Annotated in this window: 19 protein-coding genes; 11 read left to right on the top strand and 8 right to left on the bottom strand. The window is 63.4% G+C overall.

The window, feature by feature from the left end:
- Window positions 1-2: 2 nt before the first annotated feature.
- The 4 genes from G3N59_RS34125 (at window position 3) to G3N59_RS34110 (ending at window position 6,398) form a co-directional block, all read left to right on the top strand.
- A complete protein-coding gene (locus G3N59_RS34125) occupies window positions 3-1,175 on the top strand; it encodes an efflux RND transporter periplasmic adaptor subunit (protein WP_205987243.1) in 1,173 nt (390 codons plus the stop codon).
- On the top strand, window positions 1,172-4,270 hold the full coding sequence (locus G3N59_RS34120; protein WP_205987242.1) for an efflux RND transporter permease subunit: 3,099 nt from the start codon (window positions 1,172-1,174) through the stop codon (window positions 4,268-4,270). The genes G3N59_RS34125 and G3N59_RS34120 overlap by 4 nt, the downstream gene beginning before the upstream one ends.
- Window positions 4,271-4,377: 107 nt before the next feature.
- Window positions 4,378-5,040 carry a response regulator gene (locus G3N59_RS34115; RefSeq protein WP_205987241.1) on the top strand — a complete coding sequence of 221 codons (663 nt, stop codon included), beginning with the start codon at window positions 4,378-4,380 and terminating at the stop codon, window positions 5,038-5,040.
- Entirely contained in the window at window positions 5,037-6,398 is a 1,362-nt protein-coding gene (locus tag G3N59_RS34110; RefSeq protein ID WP_205987240.1) for an ATP-binding protein, read from the top strand. The genes G3N59_RS34115 and G3N59_RS34110 overlap by 4 nt, the downstream gene beginning before the upstream one ends.
- A gap of 102 nt (window positions 6,399-6,500) precedes the next feature.
- Here G3N59_RS34110 and G3N59_RS34105 read toward each other — a convergent pair whose 3' ends face one another.
- Window positions 6,501-8,621, bottom strand: a complete 2,121-nt coding sequence (locus G3N59_RS34105) for a TonB-dependent receptor (protein WP_241024743.1) — start codon at window positions 8,619-8,621, stop codon at window positions 6,501-6,503.
- Between the two features lie 386 nt (window positions 8,622-9,007).
- On the opposite strand from G3N59_RS34105, the gene G3N59_RS34100 reads away from it, so the two are divergent.
- Window positions 9,008-9,418: a DUF6632 domain-containing protein gene (locus tag G3N59_RS34100; protein ID WP_205987238.1), complete on the top strand. Its 411-nt coding sequence runs from the start codon at window positions 9,008-9,010 to the stop codon at window positions 9,416-9,418.
- Between the two features lie 132 nt (window positions 9,419-9,550).
- Window positions 9,551-9,847, top strand: a complete 297-nt coding sequence (locus tag G3N59_RS34095) for a hypothetical protein (RefSeq protein WP_205987237.1) — start codon at window positions 9,551-9,553, stop codon at window positions 9,845-9,847.
- A gap of 16 nt (window positions 9,848-9,863) precedes the next feature.
- Here the strand turns inward: G3N59_RS34095 and G3N59_RS34090 are convergent, their stop codons facing one another.
- Entirely contained in the window at window positions 9,864-10,811 is a 948-nt protein-coding gene (locus G3N59_RS34090) for a LysR substrate-binding domain-containing protein (RefSeq protein WP_241024741.1), read from the bottom strand.
- A gap of 130 nt (window positions 10,812-10,941) precedes the next feature.
- On the opposite strand from G3N59_RS34090, the gene G3N59_RS34085 reads away from it, so the two are divergent.
- Window positions 10,942-11,574 carry a LysE family translocator gene (locus G3N59_RS34085; protein ID WP_205987236.1) on the top strand — a complete coding sequence of 211 codons (633 nt, stop codon included), beginning with the start codon at window positions 10,942-10,944 and terminating at the stop codon, window positions 11,572-11,574.
- Window positions 11,575-11,665: 91 nt separating this feature from the next.
- On the opposite strand, the gene G3N59_RS34080 is transcribed toward G3N59_RS34085, so the two are convergent.
- The 6 genes from G3N59_RS34080 to G3N59_RS34055 form a co-directional block, all read right to left on the bottom strand.
- The gene (locus G3N59_RS34080) at window positions 11,666-11,947 is read right to left on the bottom strand and encodes a hypothetical protein (protein WP_205987235.1); all 282 of its coding nucleotides are present in this window, start codon (window positions 11,945-11,947) and stop codon (window positions 11,666-11,668) included.
- Between the two features lie 194 nt (window positions 11,948-12,141).
- The gene (locus G3N59_RS34075) at window positions 12,142-13,080 is read right to left on the bottom strand and encodes a spore coat U domain-containing protein (protein WP_205987270.1); all 939 of its coding nucleotides are present in this window, start codon (window positions 13,078-13,080) and stop codon (window positions 12,142-12,144) included.
- Between the two features lie 23 nt (window positions 13,081-13,103).
- The gene (locus tag G3N59_RS34070) at window positions 13,104-15,467 is read right to left on the bottom strand and encodes a fimbria/pilus outer membrane usher protein (RefSeq protein ID WP_205987234.1); all 2,364 of its coding nucleotides are present in this window, start codon (window positions 15,465-15,467) and stop codon (window positions 13,104-13,106) included.
- A 76-nt stretch (window positions 15,468-15,543) separates the two neighbouring features.
- Entirely contained in the window at window positions 15,544-16,329 is a 786-nt protein-coding gene (locus G3N59_RS34065; protein WP_241024739.1) for a fimbria/pilus periplasmic chaperone, read from the bottom strand.
- Entirely contained in the window at window positions 16,326-16,811 is a 486-nt protein-coding gene (locus G3N59_RS34060) for a spore coat U domain-containing protein (RefSeq protein ID WP_241024747.1), read from the bottom strand. The genes G3N59_RS34065 and G3N59_RS34060 overlap by 4 nt, the downstream gene beginning before the upstream one ends.
- 492 nt (window positions 16,812-17,303) lie before the next feature.
- Window positions 17,304-17,846, bottom strand: a complete 543-nt coding sequence (locus tag G3N59_RS34055; RefSeq protein ID WP_205987232.1) for an ester cyclase — start codon at window positions 17,844-17,846, stop codon at window positions 17,304-17,306.
- 416 nt (window positions 17,847-18,262) lie between these two features.
- Here G3N59_RS34055 and G3N59_RS37395 point away from each other — a divergent pair, with 416 nt between their 5' ends.
- The 4 genes from G3N59_RS37395 to G3N59_RS34035 all read left to right on the top strand — a co-directional run bounded on the left by G3N59_RS37395 (window position 18,263) and on the right by G3N59_RS34035 (window position 23,765).
- Complete coding sequence (locus tag G3N59_RS37395) at window positions 18,263-19,798, top strand: methyl-accepting chemotaxis protein (protein ID WP_205987231.1); 1,536 nt, start codon at window positions 18,263-18,265, stop codon at window positions 19,796-19,798.
- 121 nt (window positions 19,799-19,919) lie between these two features.
- Window positions 19,920-20,651 (top strand): gluconate 2-dehydrogenase subunit 3 family protein, encoded by a 732-nt coding sequence (locus G3N59_RS34045; protein ID WP_205987230.1) that lies wholly within the window; start codon window positions 19,920-19,922, stop codon window positions 20,649-20,651.
- Window positions 20,652-20,656: 5 nt separating this feature from the next.
- A complete protein-coding gene (locus tag G3N59_RS34040) occupies window positions 20,657-22,435 on the top strand; it encodes a GMC family oxidoreductase (protein ID WP_205987229.1) in 1,779 nt (592 codons plus the stop codon).
- A gap of 13 nt (window positions 22,436-22,448) precedes the next feature.
- Window positions 22,449-23,765, top strand: a complete 1,317-nt coding sequence (locus G3N59_RS34035; RefSeq protein ID WP_205987228.1) for a cytochrome c — start codon at window positions 22,449-22,451, stop codon at window positions 23,763-23,765.
- Window positions 23,766-24,122 lie beyond the last annotated feature (357 nt).

Genomic DNA, 24,122 nt, shown 5'->3' with positions numbered 1-24,122 from the left:
TCATGCTCAAACGAGATTTCCCCTTGCGTACCGCCGTGTACGCGCTGTGCGCCATCGGTGCAATCGCCGTGGGCGGCGCGCTGTTCGCCGTCAACTCCGCGCACGCCGATGCATCGGATACGTCCAGCGCCAGCGACGCCAACCCCGCGCCTTCCGTCGCCATCCAGGTCGCGAAGGCCGTGCGCGAGCCGGTTTCGCAGCAGATCGTCGCTTACGGCGTGGTGGCCGCAGCGGGCGCGAACGCCGCCACCGTGAGCCTGCCCTATGTCGCGCGCGTCACGCGCGTGCTGGTGCAGCCCGGTCAGCGCGTCGCGCGCGGCACGCCGCTGTTCGTCGTGCAGGCCGACCCGGCCGCCGTGATCGCGCTCACCCAGGCGCAAAGCGCCGCCACGCTCGCGCGCGGCGAACTCGCGCGCACGCATGCCCTCTTCGACGACGGACTCGCCACGCAATCGCAACTCGCCGCCGCGCAAAAGGCGCTCGACGATGCCAATCAGGCCATCGCCGCACAAAGCGCATCGGGCATCGCAGCCGGGGCGAAAACCGTGACCGCGCCGGCGGCCGGCGTGGTCGCGCAGGTCAGCGCCGCGCCTGGCGATCAGGTGCAGGCGGGCACCGCGCTCGCGCAACTCGTCGGCGCCAACGCCGGCGACGCGAAGACGCCGAACGTCACGCTGGGCGTGGAAGCCGCCGATGCCGCCTCGATCCACGCAGGCGACCGCGTCACGCTCTATCCGCTGGCCGCATCGCAGCAGTCGCTGCAGGCGCACGGGCAGATTGCGATGGTGGGCGCATCCGTCGATGCGCAAAGCCAGCTTGTCGATGTCGGCGCGAGCGTGCCGCTGGCCGGCACGGCATTCTTGCCGGGCACGCGCGTGCGCGCCGAGATCGCCGCGCAAACGGGAACATGGTGGAACGTGCCGCGCGCAGCGGTCTTGCATGACGACAAGGGACAATACGTTTACCAGGTTCTGCCAGGTAACAAGGCGCATCGCGTGGCCATCACGGTGAAGGTGGAAAACGGCAACGCCTATGGCGTGGACGGTGCGATCGACGCCGCGCGTCCGCTCATCGTCAGCGGCAATTACGAACTCGAAGACGGCATGGCCGTGCGTCTGCCCAATGCCGCCAAGGCCGCGAGCGTAGCGAACGCGAAGCAAGGCGGCGCACAATGACTTTTGGCCAATGGATGCAGCGCCACCGGCGCTCGCTGCTGTTCGTGATCGCGCTGGCCGCCGTCGCGGGCGCGCTCACGGCAATGAAACTGCCGATCTCGCTGTTCCCGAACGTGTCGTTCCCGCGCGCGGTGGTGTCGCTCGATGCAGGCGACCGTCCCGCCGAGCAGATGGCCACGCTCGTGACCATGCCCGTGGAAGAGGCGCTGCGCCGCGTGCCCAATGTGCGCGACGTGGAATCGCGCACGAGCCGCGGATCGGCGGAAATCTCGCTGAATTTCGACTGGGGCACCGACATGGCCCAGGCGACCTTGCAGGCCCAATCGGCCATCGCCGAAATCCTCGCGACACTGCCGCCGGGCACCTCCATGCAAGTGCGCCGCATGGACCCGACGGTATTCCCGGTGATCGCGTACAGCCTCACGTCGTCGCAGCGTTCGCTCGCGCAACTCTACGATCTTGCGCAATTCCAGTTGCGTCCGCTGCTTTCGTCGGTCGAAGGCGTGGCGCGTGTGGATGTCACGGGCGGCGCGCGCGACGAGCTGGAAGTCGCCGTCGATCCGGCGCGGCTGGCCGCGTACAAGCTCTCCGTGGCGGATGTCTCGCGCGCGATCGGCGCGGGCAATGTGCTGATGGCCACCGGCCGCATCGAGGATCACGACAAGCTCTACCTCGTCGTCGCCAATGCGGCCGTCAACGGACTCGATGCCCTGAAAAACGTGGTGGTGTCCACCTCCGGCGCCAACCAGATCCGTCTTGCCGATATCGCCACGGTCTCGCAAGGCACGGTGCCGCAATGGATACGCGTGACGGCAGATGGTCAGGATGCCGTACTGATCAACGTCTATCAGCAGCCCGGCGCGAATAGCGTGGCCATGGCCAAAGCCATCCGCGCGCGTCTCGCCGATTTCGGCAAGCAGATGCCGCCTGGCGTGCATCTGTCGAACTGGTACGACCAGAGCGAACTGGTGATTGCGTCCGCAACGAGTGTGCGCGACGCCATCATGATCGGCGTGGTGCTGGCCGCGCTGACGCTGTTCGTGTTCCTGCGCAACCTCAAGATCACGCTGATCGCCGTGGCGCTCGTGCCGATTGTGATGGCCGCGACCATCCTGCTGCTCGACGTGTTCGGCATGGGCTTCAACATCATGACGCTCGGCGGCATGGCGGCGGCCGTCGGCCTCGTGATCGACGACGCCATCGTCATGATCGAGCACATCGCGCGGCGCATGCGCGAAGCCGGCGCGCACGCGTTTCATGGCCGCGTGATGAGCGCGGCGCTGGAATTCACGCGTCCGCTCGCGGGTTCCTCCGCCGCCACGCTGATTATCTTCGTGCCGCTCGCGTTTCTTTCCGGCGTCACGGGCGCGTTTTTCAAGGCGCTTTCCGTGACGATGGCCAGCGCCCTCTTCATCTCGTTCCTCGTGACGTGGCTGGCGATTCCGATTCTCTGCGATCGCTGGCTCACCGCGAAAGACGCCGAGGAACATCGCGAAACGCGCTTCGCCGCGTGGCTCAACCGCAGCTATGCGAAGCTCGTGGCGCGGGTCAGCGCGCGTCCCGTGTGGGCGCTCGCGCTGATCGTGCCGCTCGCGCTGGCCGCCGCGCTCGCCTTCACGCGAGTGGGCAGCGGCTTTATGCCGTCGATGGACGAAGGCGGCTTCGTGCTCGACTATCACACGCAGCCGGGCACCTCGATCACCGAAACCGATCGCCTCATGCGTCAGGTCGAAGCGATCATCCGCGCCAATCCGAACGTGGCGACTTATTCGCGCCGCACGGGCGCGGGCCTGGGCGGCGACCTCAACGAGCCGAACAAGGGCGACTTTTTCGTGCGTCTGAAGTCGGGTTCGCGCGAGCCGATCGATACCGTGATGGAGGAAATCCGCGGCCAGATCGATACCAAAGTGCCGGGCGTGAGCGTCGAGCTTGCGCAGTTGATGGAAGACCTGATCGGCGATCTGACCGCCGTGCCGCAGCCCGTGCAGATCAAGATCTATTCGGACGATACGAAGCAACTCGACGACACCGCGCAGCGCGTGGCCGCGCGCATCGGCAAGATTGCGGGCATTGTCGATGTGAACGACGGCATCAACCCGGCCGGCGACGCCATCGATCTGCATATTCGCCCCGACGCCGCCGCTGCCGAAGGCATGGACCCGCAGGCGATCGCGCAGCAGGTCAACGATCTGCTCGACGGCAACGTGGCCACGCAGTATCAGAGCGGGCCGAAGAGCATCGGCGTGCGCGTTCGTGCGCAAGGCGCGCTCCACATGACCGACACGGCGCTCAGCCGCCTGCCGATCCGCGCGCCCGATGGCCATGTGTTCGCGCTCTCGCGCGTGGCGGATCGCGTGACGGTCAGCGGCCAGCCCGAAATCAGCCGCGACAATCTCAAGCGCATGGTGGCGGTCACCGCGCGCATCGACGGCCGCGATCTGGGCTCGACCATCGCCGACGTGCAGCACGCACTCGCCGATCCGAGCCTGCTGCCCAGCGGCGTCTATTACGAACTGGGCGGTCTGTATCAGCAGCAGCAGATCGCGTTCAAGGGCCTCATGGCCGTGTTCGGCGCGGCGGTAGCGCTGGTGTTCGGCCTGCTGCTGTTCCTCTACGAACGCTTTCGGGTGGCGCTGGCCGTCATGGCGATGCCGCTGTGCGCCACCGGCGCGGTCTTTATCGGCCTGTGGATCACGGGGATCGAACTCAATATCTCCGCGATGATGGGCATGACGATGATTATCGGCATCGTCACGGAAGTGGCCATTTTCTATGTGTCCGAATTCCAGGGTCTCGTGCGCGACGACGGGCTGCCGCTGCACGAAGCCCTGCAGGCGGCGGGCCGCAACCGCCTGCGCCCGATCGCCATGACGACGATTGCCGCCATCCTCGCACTGCTGCCGCTCGCGTTCGCGCTCGGCCAGGGTTCGGCGATGCAGCAACCGCTGGCGGTCGCGATCATTTCCGGGCTGATCGTGCAGATGCCGCTGGTGCTGCTGGTGCTGCCCGCGCTGCTGCGGCTGCTGCTGGGCGGTACGTCATCGGCTTCGCCGGATTCGCCGGATTCGTCTACCGGAACGACGCCTGCACCGTAAGATTGAGGAAGGGCTGAACCATGAACGCAATTGAGCGACAATCACCCTCGAATGCCCAACATGAAGCCACGCGCGATACCCCAAGCGACGCGAACTGGAGTGCCACGATGCGCCTTTTACTGGTAGAAGACGACGAAATGATCGCCGAGCCCGTGCTCGATTCGCTGCGCCGCGAAGGCTATGCGGTCGACTGGGCCAAGGACGGACGCGAAGCCGAACTGTCGCTCGCCAACGACGTCTACGATCTCGTGATGCTCGATCTGGGCCTGCCGAAGAAGGACGGCGTAAGCGTGCTGTCCGCTTACCGGCGGCGCGGCGGCGAAGCGCCGATCCTGATCCTCACCGCCCGCGACAGCGTGACCGACCGCGTCGCCGGTCTCGACGCCGGCGCCGACGACTACCTCGTCAAGCCCTTCGATCTGTACGAACTGGCCGCTCGCGCCCGCGCGCTGCTGCGCCGGCGCACCGGCCGCAAGCAGCCGGTCTACGCGCACTGCAATCTCACGCTCGATCCCGCCGCGCACGAAGTCACGATGGACGGCGCGCCCATTGCGCTGGTGCCGCGCGAATTCGCCCTGCTGCACGTGCTGATCGAAGAACCCGCACGCGTGTTCACCAAGGCCGAGCTCGAAGAACGCATGTACGGCTGGGGCGAGGAAGTGGGCAGCAACACCATCGAAGTGCATGTGCACAGCCTGCGCCGCAAGATCGGCGCCGACCAGATCGTGACCGTGCGCGGCGTGGGTTATCGGCTCAAGAGGGAGCAATGAGGTCCATCAAGCGCCGCCTGCTGGGCTGGCTGATTTTCGGCTTCGCGGCCGGATCGGCGGTGGCGGGCTTCGGCATTTTCCACACTGCGCGCAACGAGGCGAGCGAGTTGTTCGACTACGAACTGCGCGCGGTGGCGCTGTCGCTGCCCACGAATCTGCGTGCGGGCCACGGTGCGGATCAGCCCGCGCCCGATATGCAAGGCATCGCCGACGACCGCATTCTGATCGAGATCTGGGATCGCGACGGCCGGGCGATCTATCACTCCTCGCACGACGAGCCGCTACCGCGTAACGATGCCGGTTTCCACACCTTCGAGCACGAGGAATCGCATTGGCGCACCTTCGGCGTGCAGCAGCCCGACCGTTTCGTGCAGGTCGCGCAGCCGATCTCCGTGCGCGAGGCGCTGGCCATGCGGCTGGCATTGCACACGCTCTGGCCGCTTGCCTTGTTCGTGCCGCTGGCGATCGTGATGGTGCTGCTGGTGGTGGCGCGCGGGCTCGCGCCTGTGGGTGCGCTTTCGGCGCTGTTGACCGCGCGTTCGCACCATGCGCTCGGGCCGCTCAAGCTCGATCGCTCGGTGCCCATCGAACTGCGTCCGCTGGTGGTCGCGCTCAACGATCTGCTGGCGCGTCTGAACACGGCTTCGCAGGCGCAGCGCACGTTTATCGCCGATGCCGCGCATGAACTGCGCTCGCCGCTCGCGGCGCTCAAGCTGCAACTGCAGGCCGCGCTGCGCGACGGCACGCTCAGCGGCGAGCCGCACACCACCGAGCGTATCGAAACGCGTCTGAATCGCCTGATCCGCCTCGTGCAGCAATTGCTGACGCTCGCGCGCGAAGACGCGCAGGCGGAACTGCCGGTCGCCACCATGAGCTTGCGGCGGCTGGGCGAACAGGCGATCAGCGATCTTTCGCTGCTGGCCGAAGAAAAGAACATCGATCTCGGGCTGGAACTGCGCCCGCCGGTGACCGAAGACGATGCCTGCAACGTGGCCGCCGACGCACACGGCCTCGCCACGCTGCTCAATAACCTGATCGATAACGCGATCCGCTACACGCCGCCCGGCGGCAAGATCGATCTCGTGCTCACGCGCACGGCTTCGCATGTGGGCTTCGAAGTCGTCGATAACGGGCCGGGCATTCCCGAAGAACATCTCGGGCGCGTGCTCGACCGCTTCTATCGCGCCAATCACGTGCCGGGCACGGGCAGCGGCCTGGGTCTTTCGATTGCGATGCGTATCGCGCAGCGGCACGGTTTGAAGCTCGTGCTGCGCAACAATCCCGGCGGCAAAGGCTTGACGGCTTCCGTGAGCGGATTGCTCGCGCAGGAAGAAACGGTGGCCAAAGCGCAGGTCTGAAAGCGTCACGGCGAAGGCGGCATTTGCATGCCGCCTTCGCTCATTCACTTAGGATGACTATTCAAGCTGAAGTCATCGATTCCGCTGGAGCGCGCTGTAGGGCTAGAACGTCGTCCTCAAGCCGACCATCACGCTGCGTCCGCCTTCCGGTGCGATATCGCGTACAACCGAACTGGCGTAACGCACGTCCTGATTCGTGAGGTTATCGCCGCGCACGTAGGCCAGCCAGTTCGTCGATCCCACGTGAAACTTGTACGTGAGGATCACCGCGAGCGTGGTGTAACCATCGGTCGGCTCGTCGTCCTCCGGCACGCGATGCTGCGCCCACGCATGCACGAGTTCCGCGCGCGCGCCGAACGGCCCGTAGCCATATTCGCCCGCCAGCGTCGCGCGCAGCGGCGCAATCCGCGGCAACGGCGCGCCGGTATCGACATTGCGTGCATGCGTGTAGTCCGCCGTGAACGACACATCCACGCGATGCGCGCCCTTCTCGAACACGCGCCATTTACCGTCGATTTCCACGCCGTAGAACTCGGCGCGCACGCCGCGATAGACGGCTTCGTTGAGCGCATCGTCGGTGCCGGCGGGGACGACTTCGTCATCGTCGTTGACGAGGCGGCCCGTGTTGTACTCGGTCAGATAGTTGCGGAAGCGGCTGTAGAACACGCCCGCGCTGGCCTTGTTCGGGCCGCTTTCGAAGCGCAGCGACAGATCCGTCGAAACCGCTTTCTCCTTCTGCGCATCCGGGTTGCCGATCAGATATTGGCCCGTCGCGTCGTGCGGACCGTTCGCGTACAACTCGTAGAACGTAGGCGCGCGTTCCGTATAGGCGATGTCGCCGACAATCGACCAGGCCGGCGCGAGCTTGTAGAGCGCGCCTGCGGAAAGGCTGCCCGCGTTGAAATCACGCCCTTGCGCGCTGGCGAATTTATCGTTGCCGTTGGGCGTGGGGTCGAGTTTCACGTGCTCGTAACGCGCGCCCAGGCTCAGCTTGAGCGCCGGCGTGACATTCCATTCTTCGAGACCGAATAGCGCGACGTTGGTGGTCTGCGTGGTCGGCACGAGCGCTTCGTCGCCGAGCGCGGAAAACGTGTTCTGGCTCACCTGCACGCCAATCGCGCCTTCGAAAGGGCCGATCTTCTTGTGGCGCGCTTCCAGCCGCGCTTCGTAACCGTGATTGCGGAACGTCGTGCCCACTTCGCCGTTATCGATTTCGCGGTGCTCGTAATCGGTGTAGCCGAAGTCGAATTTCAACTGGCTGAACGGGCCGCTCAGGTTGCGAACTTCCGAGGCCACGGCCACGTGGTCCTGATGCATGCGCAGGCGCACATCGTCTTCGGCAACCGAGCCGTAATCGGCCTGGTAACCGTTGTACGACACGCCCGCGTAGCCATCGGCCCAGGTGTACGAGGTGCCGACCGCGCCGCCGTGCCAGCGGCCATCGCTGTTCGGGATGCTGCCGTAGGCTTCGCTCGCGTCGCTGCCGTCGAGCGCGCGTTGGCGCGCCGAATGCGCGTAGCCGGGAATGCGTTCGTTGCTGGTGTCGCGGTCGAAGGCGTCCACATGGAAGGCGAACTGGCCATTGCCGGCCTCCACTTGCGCGGCGCCCGCGCGGGCGTCGTTGGCGCCGCCGTAGCTCGCATCGACGGCGCCCGTCACGCCCTGGATCGGCTCGCGCGGAATGCGGTTGTCGATGGTGTTGACCACGCCGCCGATCGCGTTGCCGCCATAAAGCAGCGCCGCCGGGCCGCGCACGATTTCGACGCGCTCGACCGTGAGCGGGTCTTGCGGCACGGCATGGTCGTACGAGAGCGAGGACGCGTCCCAGGCCGCGACGCCGTTCTGCAGCATGCGGATGCGGTCGCCGTCCATGCCGCGAATGATCGGACGGCCGACCATCGGGCCATAAGTCGTGGTCGAGACGCCCGGCAGACCGTTGAGCGTCTCGCCGATCGAATTGGCCGCGCGCAGTGTGAGCGCGTCGCCACTGAGCGAAGTCGCGGGCGCGATCAGGTCTTTATCGCCGAGCGGATTCGCGGTGACGAACACCGGCGCGAGCGTGGCGTCGGCGGTGTTTTGCTGCGCTGTTGCGGTGCTTGTTGCGGTGTTTGTTGCGCTGTCCGTGGACTGCCCATGAACCAGCGCGCTCACGAGAGCGAACGAGACAGGCGTGAGGCGCAAAAGCGTCGCGCGGGACGAAAAAGCGCGTTGCGGGCTGGGCAAACGACGCGCGCGCCGCTGCTTCGCTGAAGATTCAGACTCGGTTGAAATCGCCACGATGGTTGTTTTTTGCGTCGGTGGATTGAAACGCGGCGCGTGGCCAATTCCCCTGGGCCCGCGTGCGCCGCGCATGGTTTGCTCTGTTCTGCGTGCATGGCTGCCCGCAACAGTCGACGCGAATGTTACGTTATAACATTACCAATTGTGAAGAAATTTTTCAGTTGGCTTGGGACAGAAATGGCGGAACGGCAGCAGGGGAATCCGGCCGATAACCCGGCAGGCAAGGATTCCAGCCGCATCGACAAATTCTTTCGACAGACTTGCAAGCGGCGTGGCCCGCGCGCATATTGTCGCCATCGGCCCACACTCGCGCGGGCGGAGTCAAAGTCATGGACGACCCTGCACGCCTGCGATATCTGCGCCTCGCGCTCCTCGTGACCGGTGCGATCGCCACCTTCGCCGTCTATCCGCTGATGGTGCTCTGGCCTGCTGGCTGGGCCTGGCATAGCGGGCATTCGGACTATCCGCTCATGATCGCCGGCATTTATGCGACGCTCGGCGTGTTTCTGATGCGCGCCGCACGTGATCCGCTCGGCCATCTGAGCCTGATCTGGTTCACGGTCTGGTCCAGCGTGGTGCACGGCGCGATCATGACCGTGCAGTCGCTCGCGACGCCCGGCCATGCCGGCCATCTGCTGGGCGATGTGCCCGCGCTTTTCGTGATCGCGGCCGTGCTGGCCGTTCTGACACCGCGCGCCGTACCGCGAGGATCGCGCCCCATGACCCAAAACCCAGTCTGAAACTGCTGCCGATCGCCGCAGCGCTCAACTTTTGCGCCGCGCTGCCGACAAAGGGATAGACGCTGTTCCCACCACCGTTTCAGTCGCCGTTATCGAATCCGCGAATCCGGCATTCCAGAATCGTTTCCGAACATGTCCCGCCCCATCCGCCTCTGGCTGGCTTTGGCCTTCGGCCTCGCCCTCAGTCTTTCGGTTCTCGCCACCGGCGACGCCGCCGAACCCTCACCGGCCACCATGGTCGTGAGTCTTGTCGTCCAGCAATCCTGCCTCGTGAGCGCCGTCGACGACAGTGTCGCGCCCGCCGTCAGTTGCCTGCACGGCGAGCCCTACCTCGTCTCCCACGCCGACGCTTCGCCCATCCGCATCACCTCGGCGGTGCAATTCGGCGCGCAGCGCACCGCGAATGCGCTGTGGACGGTCACGTTCTGATTGGCTCGCCCCGGCATTAGCGCAGCGCCTTGAACGCGATGCCCGGATAGTCGAGTTTCGGCGTCCGGCTCGCGAGGAAGGCGTGCAGTTCCTGCACCTGCGCGGCTTTGTCCGAGTCCTCCGGCCGGCTCAGGTAATACGCGTCGCCGCTGCTCACGGCCGTCTTGAACGGCAGCACGAGCTGCCGCGCATCGATCGCGCTCGCGCAAAGCGCGAGATCGCCAATCGAAACACCGTGGCCCGCGGCGGCCGCGGCCATCCCCTGTTCGAGCATGTCGAAAACCTGGCCACGCGTGATGTCGATGTGACCAGCGTGGCCGCTCGCCTTCAGCCAGCGGCGCCAGTCGCGGCGGTCGGTTGACGGATGAATCAGATCGCACGCGCCCAGATTCGCGCGCGCCGCTGGCGCGAGCGCACGCGAGCAGATCGGGATCAGCCATTCATCGAATAGCTTGACGCTGTGCGTGCCTTCGCCAAACCGGCCGCCGCCGAGCAGGATCGCGCAATCGTAGGGCTCGCTGAAAAAATCGACCGTATCGACATCCATCCACACGCTGGCGATCTGCACTTCGAACCCGGGCTGCGTCTTGCGAAACGCCGCGAGCGCGTCGAGCAGCCAGCGCATGGTCAGCGTCGAAGGCGCTTTCAGCCGCAGCACATCGCGCGGCGCCTGAAACACCGCACAGGCCTCTTCGATCTGCCGGAAACCGCGCCTGAGCCCCGACGCAAATATCTGCGCCTGCGCCGTCAGGTGCAACTTCGGCCCCTGGCGCACAAACAGTTTGCGGCCGAAATAATCTTCGAGCGTCTTCACGTGTTTGCTCACGGCACTTTGCGTGAGATTGAGTTCTTCTGCGGCGAGCGTGAACGAACCTGTGCGTGCAGCGCTTTCGAACGCACGCAAGGCGTAAACCGGTGGCAAAGGTTGGGTTTTCAAGGCGGGCGTACCATGAGTAAAAGTCATGCTTTCGCGCAGTATTTTCCGTTTTTCGACTGCGGTGCTGAGCGGCAATACTATACCCATCTACGCGATCTGCATGGTTTCACGCCTTAACCGCACTCTTCGCGCACGGCTTTAAATTCGACTTTTACTCATGAATCTCCACTACACGCTTCTGCTCGCCTATGTGGCGGCAATCGTTCTGCTGATCGCAACACCCGGCCCTGTCGTCATGCTCGTGGTGGGCAATGCGGCGCGACGCGGTGTCCAGCAGGGCTTTCTCACTGCCGTGGGCGCGAACGCCGCCAGCCTGGTGTTGATCGCCGTGGCAACGTTGATGGTCTTTGGCGTGGTGTTAGTCAGCGATCGCCTGCTTGCGGGCTTGCAGGTTCTGGGCTGCGTCTTCGTTTCGATACTGGCGATCCGCACCTTGTACGGCGAATGGCGGAGCGGCGATAAGACAACGCCTGGCGCCGCTGCCACACCGCAGCGTTTGCCCGCTACGTTTCAGGGCTTTTTTGTGGGCATTGCCAATCCCAAGGACGTGCTGTTTTTTGTTGCGTTCTTTCCGCAGTTTATCGGCGTCACTTCGGATTCGCGTGTGAGCCTGCTGATTCTGGCGGCGATGTGGATCATTGTCGATTTCACGATCCTGAGCAGCTATATCGCGGCGTGCAGACATCCGCTGATTCATCGTCAGCAACGCTGGATTTCCATTCTGTCTGCGGGGTTTTTGCTGGTGCTAGCCGTCGCCGGGCTTGCCGGAACGGTGCAAGGCGGCGTGTAAAAATCGCCATGAAGGCATAAAAAAACCGCTGCACCGAGCAGCGGTTTTTTTACTACGTCTATTCGACGCTCATTCGACCTTCATTCGACGCTTATTGAGCCGCGGGCGACTTCACGCTCGGCCGTGCCAGCGTATTGTTCGCGCCATAGGCGCCAGTAACCGCTGTAGCGTTCTGCTGGCTCGCGCCCTGCGCTGCTGCACTCATACCGCTTTCCGTATTGGCGGCGGCTGGCGTGCCATAGCCGCTCGATTCAGTCGTTGCGCTCACCGGCGATTTGACGCTCGGCGTCGCCAGCGTGTTGTTCTGCGCAAAAGCGCCGCCCGACAGGGCCAGCGCGGCGATCGCGATTAGCGTGCGAGTTGCCTGGTTCATGATGTGCTCCTCCATATTGGATTGAAATACCGATCTAAACGATCTGCTTTTTATTTCTCAATCAGCTTTGGCGACGCGCAATGCGTTCGACGCCAGCTAACGACCAGTTTAGGAAGAGTGCTGCGAATAATTAAGCGCGTTCTGCGCAATGGTAAGTTTCGATTTTTGACGTCAAGGGGATCGGATTCTGTCGATCAGAAATAGATTGTGGCGGTAATGGTGTCGCTATAGCTGCCAGGCGTTGGCGTAGTTTGTGCGGGCACCTGTCCATAGACCGTGAAAACCTGCTGCGTGCCGGAACCCGTGCCGGCCTGTGTGGATGTGCCACCTGTGCCGTCGCCCCACGCGCTGCTATGCCCTGAATCCAGATAGAGCTGGTAATTCACCGCTCCCCCGCCACCCGAGCGCTGCATCGCGCGCGCAGCGACATTACCGCTCGCGCCGCCATTGAGCGCGATCTTGAAGGCATCGCCATTGGTACAGACCGTGGTGATAGCCCCGGTCGCCTTGAGCGCCGATGACAGCACGCCCGCCGAACCAAACGCCACATTCGTCGCGGTGATATTGCAGTTATTGATGACCGTGGCCGTGACCGAAAAAGGAAACGTGCCGCCCGTTCCCAGCGATGCGCAAGTCGGCGCAATCAGCAAATAGAAGCCGTAATTGATCGACGTGGTGGTACCGCCGAAGTTCTGCGTATAGACCGTGCTCGCGTTATTCACAGTGGGCACCGTGGGCTGCGCGGAGCTTATCTGGCCATAAACAGTCACGTTGGTCGTGAGCGTGGTGCCGCTCGGTTTGGCCATCGTGAGCGAAATAGGCGTCGTGCCCGAATACGTCGAGCCCCACGCCTGGCTGTGGCCCGCATCGCGAAAGAGGTCGTAGCTCAACTGGTTGGTGCCGTTGGTGAGCACACGCGGGCTTGTACCGCCCAGATTCAGACACACCAGCACATCGGGTGTGAGCGAGACCGCGGGCCATGTGCAGGTCACGGCGATGGTGGTGGTCGCGGTGACCGCAACGCCCGCGATCGGGCTGACCGAGCCGAACGACACGGGATTGGCCACCGCCGTGCAACTCTGCGCCTGCGCGCTGCTCGCGCCCAGCAGCAGCGCGAGACAGACGCCGATCATCAACAGCGCGTGCCTGATCGCTTTCAAGGCTGCGCTCCCTGGCCTTGTTGCCCATGCAACTGGCACACAAGCGGCCCGATGGTCTGCAGGGTATCGCCCTTGCCCTCAGCCCACGCAAACGATATTTCGCACTGTTTATCACCTGACTCGATCTGCAGATGATTCTGCGGCACAAGTCCATCGACGAAAGTCAGCCCGTCATAGCCGATGATGGTGTCGTGCCCGCTCTCCACATGATGCACGCGCGCGCCGGCGGGCAGCGGCTTGCCGTCGGCGTCGTGCACGATGATCGAAGCCGCGTGATAGCGCGTCACGCCGAAGTGCGCGAGCACGCCCGACTGCGCCTGCGGCACCACATCCATCGAGGTATCGGCGATACGCGCGTCGACGGGCAAATGCATGGCGTCGATCGCCACCTGATTGTGCTGGAAGGAGTTGAGGTCGGGGATCAACAGATGACCGCCGCCATCGGTCACGCCAATCACACGGTTTTCGTGCAGCACCGGAATGCCCGACACGCCATCGGTCGACACCAGCGTAAAGCCATCGTCGATACGCCGCGCGGGCTGCACGGTGCCGTCCATCACCACCACCGCGCCGGTCAGATCGAGCGCGCCAATCGTCTGCCCCGCCACCTGCTGCACCGAAGCCGTGGCCTCGCCATAGCGGCCCAGATACTGCAACTGGCCCTGGCGGAACGGCGTCGCGCCGGTGCCGCCCGCCTGCACGCCCCAGCCCCAGCCGCCCGAATAATCAGGCGGACGCAACGCATTGACGTTCCATGTCGATGCCCCGTCCTGACGGCCCACGGTCGCGTTGATCGAAGCGTTGCCGCCCAGCCCGATACTCGCGGAAAGCAGCACGCCACGCGAATCGTGCTGGCGAAAATCCTGGTACGCGCTCAGATTCAGCGACACCAGATTGCCGAAGTTAAATGTCCACGCAATCGAGCCGATCTGCGAAACCGGCGCGGAAGGAATCTTGTAGCCGATATAGCTGAGCGACACCGTCTGATTGCGCAGAAAAGGCACGGCCAGCGTCACGCGGTCCGTGATATCGGGCACGGGCGAGCCGTCGCGCGAACCGAGATCGCCGTAATTGCCGAACGCGCGGATCGTCTGGGCATCGACGGAAAACCGTTGCGATACGTACTGATAGCCGAGGCTCAACTGCGCGCCATTGAGTTTGCCGCCGCTGCCCGATACCGAGCCGTTGAGCACACCCGCCGTGCCCAGGCCGAACAGCACGCCGCCGCCCGCATTGACGAGACCGCCGGTGGCTTCGCCGTGCGCTTCGAACGTCACATGATCGTTCAGGCCATACCGCCACGAAGCGCTCACCGCGGGGTTCGTATCGTAGTCGAATGAATCGAGCCCGTAATTACGGCGCAAAAAGCCCGCTTCGAACGAATAGCTCGACAGTCCCGCCGCCATCAGGCGCGTATCGACATAGAGCGGCACGGAAGCCGAAATCGTGCGGCCCAGCGCGTCGTGCGTGATGACCGTGGCCTGGCCCGCGCCCGTGATACCAGGCACATCGTTGATGATGAACGGGCCGCTCGGCACATTGCCCGAATACTGGCGCACGCTGTTGATGTAGAGATCGACCGACGTGGGCACCACGGCGCTGCCCGGCAGCGCGGGCACCGGGAAGGTCACGAGGTCGGGCCGCAAGGCGAAGTTGCTGCGGTATTGAAAACCGGCCATGCGGATCGAGCGCGTCCACGCGAGCGACGACGTTATCGTGTCGCCGAATTGCGTGGTGCTCAGGTTCGCGGGATTCGACATGCTCCACGAACTATCGTAGCGCACGTACTCGTTGCGGTCGTGGTACAGATACGCCACGCCCGTATTGCTTAGCACTCCATGAGGATCGAAATAACGCTCCTCGCTCCAGAGTGCAAATTCGGAAGCCGAGCCGCCCTGCGCGAACGCATCGTAATTGAACACGAAGCCGCGTGCGGACGTGGCCGGCGGCACCGCCGAAACCGAACGCGTATCGAAGGCAAAAGGCTTGCGGATCGCATCGGGAATCTGCAGTTCGAGCGTCTGATGCTGCGCATCGTAGCGATAATGCAGGCCCGGCAGCGAATCGAGATCGACGCTCGCGCTGTCTGCAATGCCGAGTTGCGCCGTCGCCACGCCCACCTGCGAAAGATCTTCGCCGGTCGCGAACAGATGGCCGCCCAACTGGCGAAAGTGCACGATCTGGGCAGTACGCTGGCCGTTCACATCGACTTCGAGATACAGATCACGCGTATCCATTGCGCCCGCGTTGATCAACTGTCCTTGTGCATGCGCCGCGGCGCTGAAAAACGCCAGCAGCACGGCCACCGATACCATGCGCCTCGCCCGGCCACGGCGCACACCGCTCCGAGTTCGTTTCATTCTTCGTCGTTCGTTTCATGCTGTCCTCCGGCGCGCGCCGCATGGTGACGCGTGCGCCGACGAGCCCTCGCTACGCTCAGCCTCCCTGCTCGATCGACACGGTTCCTTCGAGCGGCAAGGTGTTGACCGTCGCTCGCACCTTGAGCTGGCCGCCGAATTTCGTATCGGCGGGCACCGGCACATTCCACTGGCGGCTCTGCCGCGCAAGCGCATAGCCGAGCAGCCCGTGCGTGACATCCCAGTGATGACCGGCATCGTCGAATAACGACACCGCCGCGATCTGCGCACGCTTCGTGCCGGCGTTATCGGCGCGCAACGCATAGCCTTGCGGACCGCGCACGAGACGCCAGGCAAGCAGAGGCCGCGCCACCGAACCGCCCGGCCCATCGACGAATACCGGCACCGAATAGCGCAGCCGGATCGTCACGCCTTCCGCACCCGGCGAGCCCGGCGCAGGCAGTTCGTCGATCAGGATGCGGTAGCTCTGCTCGATCGCAGCGGCAGCGCTTGCGCCCTGCGGCGGCGCCGAGGCGTTCGCACGCACCAGCCGCACGAGCTGATCGCTATGCGGCGCGATCTCGATGAGCGGCGGACTCGCGATGACCTCGCCCGTGGGCGTGAGCACGTCGTCGCCCTGCGCCTCGCTCCACTGGAACACGCGCACCTGACCGTAAAGCGGCGTATCGCCGGGATTGCGCAGGGTCAGCCCGGTCGCCGCCTCGCCCGCCGAAAACTCGATCGTGACCGGCGATATCTGCAAGGTCGCGGCCATGGCGCCGTGAGCGGCGAGCGCCCACGGCAACGCCGCCGCGATGGCCCTCGCAGCAGCCGTCGCGGCGTGCACAGCGAGCCTGCGCTTCAAAAGTAGACCGTCGCGGTGACCGTTGTCTGGTAGGTATCCGGCTTCGGCGTGGTCTGCACGGGCACCTGGCCGTAGACCGTAAGCGTTTGCGCCGAACCGCTGCCGGTGCCGGCCACCGTATTGGTGCCCTGCGTGTTACCCCAGATCGTCGTGCGGCCCGCATCCTGATAGAGCTGGAAGCCCACGGTCGTGGTGGTGTTGCCGGTAGCCGTGCCTGCCATCAAGCGGCTCGTGACGCTGGAGCCCGTGACGTTGCCGCCGTCGAGGCCCACGTTATAGGGCGTCGTGTTCGTGCAGGTGACGCTCAACGTGGTCTGCTGGTTGATCGCCGTGCCCAGCACGCCATTCGTGCCGAAGCTCAAGGGATTGGCGGAGATCGCGCAATTGGCCTGCAATGTCAGCGTGACGTTGAATGTGGCGGTGGCGGTGCCGTTCGAATAGACGGCGGCCTGAGCTAACGGAACGAGCGGCGCGACCGGCATCAAGGCAATCTGCACAGCGACGGCGGTAGCGATCAGGTTGGTTCGTTTCATCGACCTTGCTCCTGCATGCGGCTTCAATCAAGCGAATAGCATCGGACTACGGGGAAGTGAACACTATCGATTATCCAGTGAATCGACACTTTATTTATACGAACAATGTCACATTACGTTGAGCGCAATTACATTCTGTTACAGATTGATTATTCATCGTGAATAGCATCGCGTAATTGCTTCTGCCATTCATGCTCAATCGGTCTTTAAAGGCATTTTTTACATCACATCGATTTCGCTTCGAAACGCCCTTTCTGAGCCCTTATACACGGCACATTTTGCTGATCCCGAGCAGGCACCGATGCATCCACAGGCAATTCATTCCCTTTAAATGCGATTTGAATCGCACTCAACGAGTGATTTAAAAACTTCGAACTTCGATGCGCAGCAACTGCATAAGCCGCGCCATGGAAACTGATTCCATGGCGCGCCTTATTCCATTCACCGGGCAACGACACCCAGTTGCTGCAGGAAAGTCAGGTTATCTTCGAGATGCCAGTTATCGGCAATCTTGCCGTCGCGAATGCGATAGATATCGGTGGCAATGAAATCCACCGTCTGGCCCTTGCCCTGCACGCCGTTGAACGTGCCCGTGAAATGCCCCGTGAAGCGCAGATGCGTGATCACACGATCGCCAGCGACGATCATCTGCTCGACATCGGCGTGAACGTCGGGCACCGCGGCGTGAAAGACCTTCGATGCAGCGAGCGGCCCCGCGATACCTTGCGCACGCCCGGCAGGCAGCGTGCGGTCCGTGAAGTCCGGCGCGAGCGCGGCGCGCGCCTGCGCTTCGTCGCCCGTACTCCAGAAGGTGTCGTAGAGACGCGCGGCATGGATCTGTTGCTCAACCTGTTGCGCGGGCAAGCTTTTATCGACGATCAGTTCGTGCGGCTGGACGAGGTTGGTATCGGTTGCGCCGGCGGCCTGCGCCTGACTGGCGGCAAGGATCAGGGCGGCGGCGGTAAGAGCAAGCGTGGCTTTCATGACGGTTCCTGGCAGAGAGAGTCGGAGGGTTCGACGCGTCGTGCAGTGCGTATGAATGCATTCTGCGACCCGCCGCCAGAATTGATAATTGAGCGCCTTATTGAATCATTTTCCACATAAACAGAAAAATAGACGCCATTCGAGACAAGCTGCGCTCAGGTAATTTCCGGTAAGAAAGCACCAGAAATGCGTCATCTAGCCCCTCGAAGTCACCTGATCGCCGCACAAGATGAAAATTTTCAGCGCCCTTACAGACTGATTGCAAAGCATTTTTCAGTGCTTTCTTAAAAATTTTGATATGCGCCCTAAATATAGTCAGACAAATGACGTTATGAGAGAGGTACGCCCGCAGCCACCCACGTCTCAGCAAGCCGGTCACTGCGCAGCGTCATCCTTGGTCAAACCGGTACAGACGCATGACACTCACTATTCGAGCGCGTATCGCACTCACCTTTGCACTTCTCGCCGCCCTGCTCACCATCTCCGGTGTGCTGGGCTTCATCAGCACGGAAAAGGCCAATAGCGCCAATCGCGACACCTATCGCAACAAGCTCGCCGAATCCACGGCGATCGACAACGCCGAGATCTACATCGCGCGCACGCGCCTCGTGCTCGACCGCGTAGCGCTGCACCCCGAAGCGTCGAGCGTGCCCGACCAGATCGATCGCGCCGCCGGCTTCTTCAAGAACTCCGACGAGTGGTGGGGCAAGTTCCAGCAGATGCCGCACGAACCCGACGAACTGCCGTTGATCGCAAAGACGACCGAGCGCCGCACGGCCATGCGCGACGCCGTCTCCGCGTTCACCAAGGCGCTGCAGTCGGGCGACAAGGAAACCGCCGACAACATCGCGATGACGCAGCTCTCCGATCTCTACAGCAAGATGAGCGCGGCGAATAACGAGGTCAAAAAGCATCTGTACGAGAACGCGAAGACGCGCTACGAAGAAGCCGAATCGAACTTCTATCTGTTCTCGACGATCAGCGGCGTGATGGTGGTGCTGGGTCTGGTTTCTGCAGGTCTCGGCTGGGTGCTGCTGCGCCGTGCGATCATGAATCCCCTCAACTACGCACTGGAAAGCCTGCAGGAAATCTCCTCGGGCAATCTCAGCCAGACGGTGCGCGCGCAACGAAATGACGAAATGGGGCTGCTGCTGGAAAGCATCGAAAAGACCCGTATCGAACTCGGCAATGTGACGGGCTCGGTGCGCTCGGGCAGCGAGTCGGTCTCGGTCGCCACGCGCCAGATCGCTGCGGGCATGATCGATCTTTCGGCGCGTACCGAAGAACAGGCGGCGTCGCTGCAGGAAACGGCCGCCAGCATGAACGAACTCACCTCGGCCGTGAAGCAGAACACGGACAACGCCCGCACCGGCAGCGATCTTGCGCAAACCGCCGCAAACGTTGCCACGCGCGGCAGCGACATGGTGCAGCGCGTGGTGCACACGATGGGCGAAATCGAAGGCAGCTCGCGCAAGATTTCGGACATCACCGCGCTGATAGAAGGCATCGCGTTCCAGACCAATATTCTTGCGCTCAACGCGGCCGTCGAAGCGGCCCGCGCAGGCGAACAGGGACGCGGCTTCGCCGTGGTCGCCAGCGAAGTGCGCTCGCTTGCGCAGCGCTCCGCCGCCGCAGCCAAGGAAATCAAGGATCTGATCGCGAACTCGGTGCAGACCGTCTCGCACGGCACGGAACTGGTGTCGTCGGCGGGTGCGACGATGTCGGAACTGCATACCGCGGTCGAGCGCGTCACGGCGATCATGAACGAAATTGCTTCGGCATCCGAACAACAGCAAAGCGGTATCGAACAGGTCGACACGGCCGTGACGCAGATGGACGAAGTCACGCAGCAGAACGCGGCACTGGTCGAGCAGGTCACTGCCGCCGCGCAAGCGCTCGACACGCAGTCGAACAAGCTCAGCAACACCGTGCAGGTTTTCCGGGTGGCCTGACGCCTTCACGGCGTTCCGGTTTCCCCGTTCTCCGGGCGCGTTGCGGCTCGCTTTGCGCGAGCGGCCGCGCGCCCTATGTATCACAAGCGCATCAGCGCCACATGCTGGAGTCCCCTTCCTTATGACATCGCCAGACAAGGCGGGCCGTCGCTCGTTCCTTAAAGGATCGATTGCGATCGTGCCCGTTGCCGCCGTCGGCACGGCTTCTGCCGTGCTGCGCCCCACCGCGGACGAAATCAAACGCTCCGCGCCGCCGCCCGATACCCCCGCCCAGGAGCACTATCAGCCCGGCTTTTTCACGCCCGACGAATGGGCCTTCGTGAACGCCGCGTGCGACTGCCTGATTCCCAAGGACAAGGTCGGCCCCGGCGCCGTCGAACTGGGCGTGCCGCAATACATCGACCGTCAACTGCAGACCGGTTACGGCGACGCCTCGCGCTGGTACATGAGCGGCCCGTTCCAGAAGGGCGCGCCGGAATTCGGCTATCAGTCGAAGCTCACGCCGAAGGAACAATACCGCCTGGGCATTCGCGCCATCGACACGTATTGCAAGGCGCATTTCGGCGGCAAGACTTTTGCGCAGCTCGACAAGGAAAAACAGATCGCATTCCTGAAGGAAGTCGAAGGCGGCAAGATCCAGGACGACTTCAACATGAAATCGTTCTTCAGCGGCTTCCTGCTCAAGAACACCATGGAAGGCTTCTTCGGCGACCCGATGTACGGCGGCAACAAGGACATGGGCTCGTGGAAGATGATCGGCTATCCGGGCGCACGCGCGGATTACGTCGAATGGGTCAGCGAATCGAAACCGTATCCGTACGGTCCGGTCAGCCAGTACGGCAAGCGGGGTTAAGCAGCATGGCAACAATCAAGAAAAAACCGGTAGACGCGGTCATTGTCGGCTTCGGCTGGACCGGCTCGATCATGGCGATGGAACTGTGCAGCGCGGGCCTGGAAGTGGTTGCGCTCGAACGCGGCGACGGTCGCGACACGATTCCGAATTTCGCGTATCCGCAGATCGTCGACGAAATCAAATACTCGGCGCGCAATGCGCTCCTGCAGAATCTCTCCAAGACCACGGTCACCACGCGCCATAGCAAGGACGATACGGCTCTGCCCTATCGCCAGATCGGCTCGTTCAAACCGGGCGAAGGCGTGGGCGGAGCAGGCACGCACTGGTCGGGCGTGCAGTCGCGCGTGATGCCGGACGAACTGCGCCTGCATAGCCGCGTGAAAGAACGCTATGGCGAGAAGTTCATTCCCGAAGGCATGCAACTGCAGGATTGGGGCGTCACCTATGACGAACTCGAACCGCATTTCGACCGCTGGGAATATGTGTGCGGCACCTCGGGCCGTGCGGGCAATATCAAGGGCAAACCGCAGGAAGGCGGCAATCCGTTCGAAGCGTATCGCTCGCGCGAATTCCCGCTGCCGCCGCTGCCCGATCACCCGACCGGGCGCCTGTTCGCCAAGGCCGCGCGCGAACTCGGTTACAAGCCGTTCGCGCTGCCTGCCGGCAATGCGTCGGGCGCGTATCAGAACGAATATGGCTGCCAGCTCGGACCGTGCAACTTCTGCGGTTTCTGTAGCGATTACGGCTGCCTGAATTATTCGAAGGCATCGCCGCAAACCGCGATCATTCCGGCGCTGCTGCGCAAGCCCAATTTCGAACTGCGCGTGAATTCGCACGTGCTGCGCGTCGAACTGGACAAGGACGGCAAGCAGGCCACCGGCGTCACCTATATCGATGCTCAGGGTAACGAAGTATTCCAGCCCGCCAATATGGTCGTGCTGGGCGCATTCCAGTTGCACAACATTCGCCTGATGCTGTCGTCGAAGATTGGCAAGCCGTACAACGTCGATACCGGCGAAGGCACCGTGGGCCGCAACTTCTGCTACCAGGTGCTCAACAGCGTCAACATGTTCTGGGACAAGGACGTCTACATCAACCAGTTCATGGGCGCGGGCGGCGGCGGCCAGGCGATCGAAGAGTTCAACGCGGACAACTTTGATCACGGCCCGCTTGGCTTTATCGGCGGCGGCATTATCTGGGGTCGTCAGACCGGCAATGGTCCGGTGCGCGGCATTCCGCTGCCCAAAGGCACGCCCAAGTGGGGCAGCGAATGGAAACAGGCGGTATCCGATAACTTCCTGCACACCGGCCGTATCGAATCGCAGATCAGCAACATGGCGTATCGCGGCTGCTTCGCCGACCTCGATCCGACCTACAAGGACGCCTACGGCGAACCGCTGCTGCGCATCACGCTCGACTGGCAGGACAACGACCTGCGCGCCTCGGAATACGTGGCCGGCAAGATGATGGAGATCGGCAAGCAGATGAACCCGAAGAGCATTTCGGGCCGCATTCTGAAGCCGGGCGCGCATTGGGACACGCGCGCGTACCAGAGCACGCACGTGAACGGCGGCACGTCGATGGGCGCCGATCCGAAGACCTCGGTGGTCAACAAATACCTGCAGAGCTGGGACGTGTCGAACGTATTCGTGCTGGGCGCGAGCGTATTCGCGCACGGCATCGGCTACAACCCGACGGGTCTCGTGGGCGGCCTCGCTTATTGGGCGGCCGCGAATATCCGCGAGCGTTATTTGAAGAACCCCGGCCCGATGGTCCAGGTTTGAGGAGCCACACGACATGCGCAAACTTACCGTAGCAATCGCCGCGGCCGTCGTGGTCGTGGGCGGCCTGTGGGCCGGCAGCCTGATCAAGCCGAGCCTGACGATCGACGCCCAGGCGCTGAGCGCGCCGGGCAACGCCGCGCACGGCGAATATCTCGCACGTGCGGGCGACTGCATGGCCTGCCATACCTCGAAGGGCGGCGCGCCGTTCGCAGGCGGCGTGCCGCTGTCGACGCCGCTGGGCGCGGTCTATTCGACCAACATCACGCCGGACAAGACGCACGGCATTGGCAACTGGAGCTTCGAAGACTTCGCGCTGGCGATGCGCGAAGGCGTGACGCCGGGCGGACGCCACCTGTATCCGGCGATGCCCTATACGTCGTATGCGAAGGTGAGCGACAGCGACCTGCGCGACCTCTATGCGTACTTCACCTCGGGCGTGAGCGCATCGCCGCAGCCGAACCAGCCGGCGGATATTCCGTGGCCGCTCGACACGCGCTGGCCGCTCGCCTACTGGAACCGCGTCTTCCACGACGACACGCGCTACAAGCAGGACAGCGCGCATAGCATCGAATGGAATCGCGGCGCGTACCTGGTGCAAGGTCTCGCGCACTGCGGCACCTGCCACACGCCGCGCGGCGTGGGCTTCCAGGAACTCGATCTGGACGGATCGAGCGCGCGTTACCTCTCGGGCGCACGCATCGACGGCAGTTCGCCGGTCAACCTGCGCGCCGACAAGGGCACGGGTCTGGGCGAGTGGAACGAAGCCGATATCGTCGCGCTGCTGAAGACGGGCCGCACGGCGCATTCGGCTGTGACGGGGCCGATGGGCGAAGTGGTCGAGCACAGCACGCAGTACCTGAGCGACACCGACCTGCACGCGATCGCGGTCTACCTGAAGAGCCTCACGCCGCTTTCGGACGAAGCTGGCGCGCCGGCATACAAGGCCGACGACGCCACGCTAACGTCGATCATGACGGGCCACGCCAACGAAGTTGGCGCGCGCATCTACATGGATAGCTGCGCGGCCTGCCATCGTCAGAATGGCGAAGGCGCAGCGCGCGTATTCCCGTCACTGGCGAACAATCCATCGGTACTGGCGAAGCATCCCGACTCGCTGATCGCGGTCATTCTGGCGGGCTCGCGATTGCCGTCGACGGCATCGGCACCGGCACCGCTGGCGATGCCGCCGTTCGCATGGCGCTACGACGACGACGAAATCGCGCAACTGGCGACCTTCGTGCGAACGGCGTGGGGCAACGACGCAAGCGCGGTGACGGCGAGCGACGTGAAGCGCGTACGCAATCAGATGGGAATCGAGGCAAAGCAGTAAGAGTGCAGCATAGCCGGCAAACCGATGGTTTGCCGGCTATGCCCACGGCGGAATTACCGGTTATACCCCACGGCGCGCGCAGCGCCGCCGGATGTGCGGGCGCCTTGTCACTGAGTGGTATGGTGCGGGGGACCGGATGCGCCTATACCATTCCCCCTAAAAGGCGGTTTGCCAACTGCGTCACACTAGCGGTGTGAGCGGCTTTCTTTTGCCTACTTTTCTTTGCCGCTGTGTATGGACTGGAGACATGGGTAACAGGTGTACGGAGACATGGGTAACACTTCGGACAAGTGAATCGTCTGGAGCCGGCCATGCCGTGGAACCCGAGAGACACCATGAATCTGCGTCTGGAATTTG

Origin of the sequence: Paraburkholderia sp. Ac-20340, assembly GCF_017104965.1 — a bacterium.
Classification (GTDB): Bacteria; Pseudomonadota; Gammaproteobacteria; order Burkholderiales; family Burkholderiaceae; genus Paraburkholderia.
The sequence above is the reverse complement of the archived record's forward strand: the minus strand, read 5'-3'. Positions and strand labels throughout refer to the sequence as shown.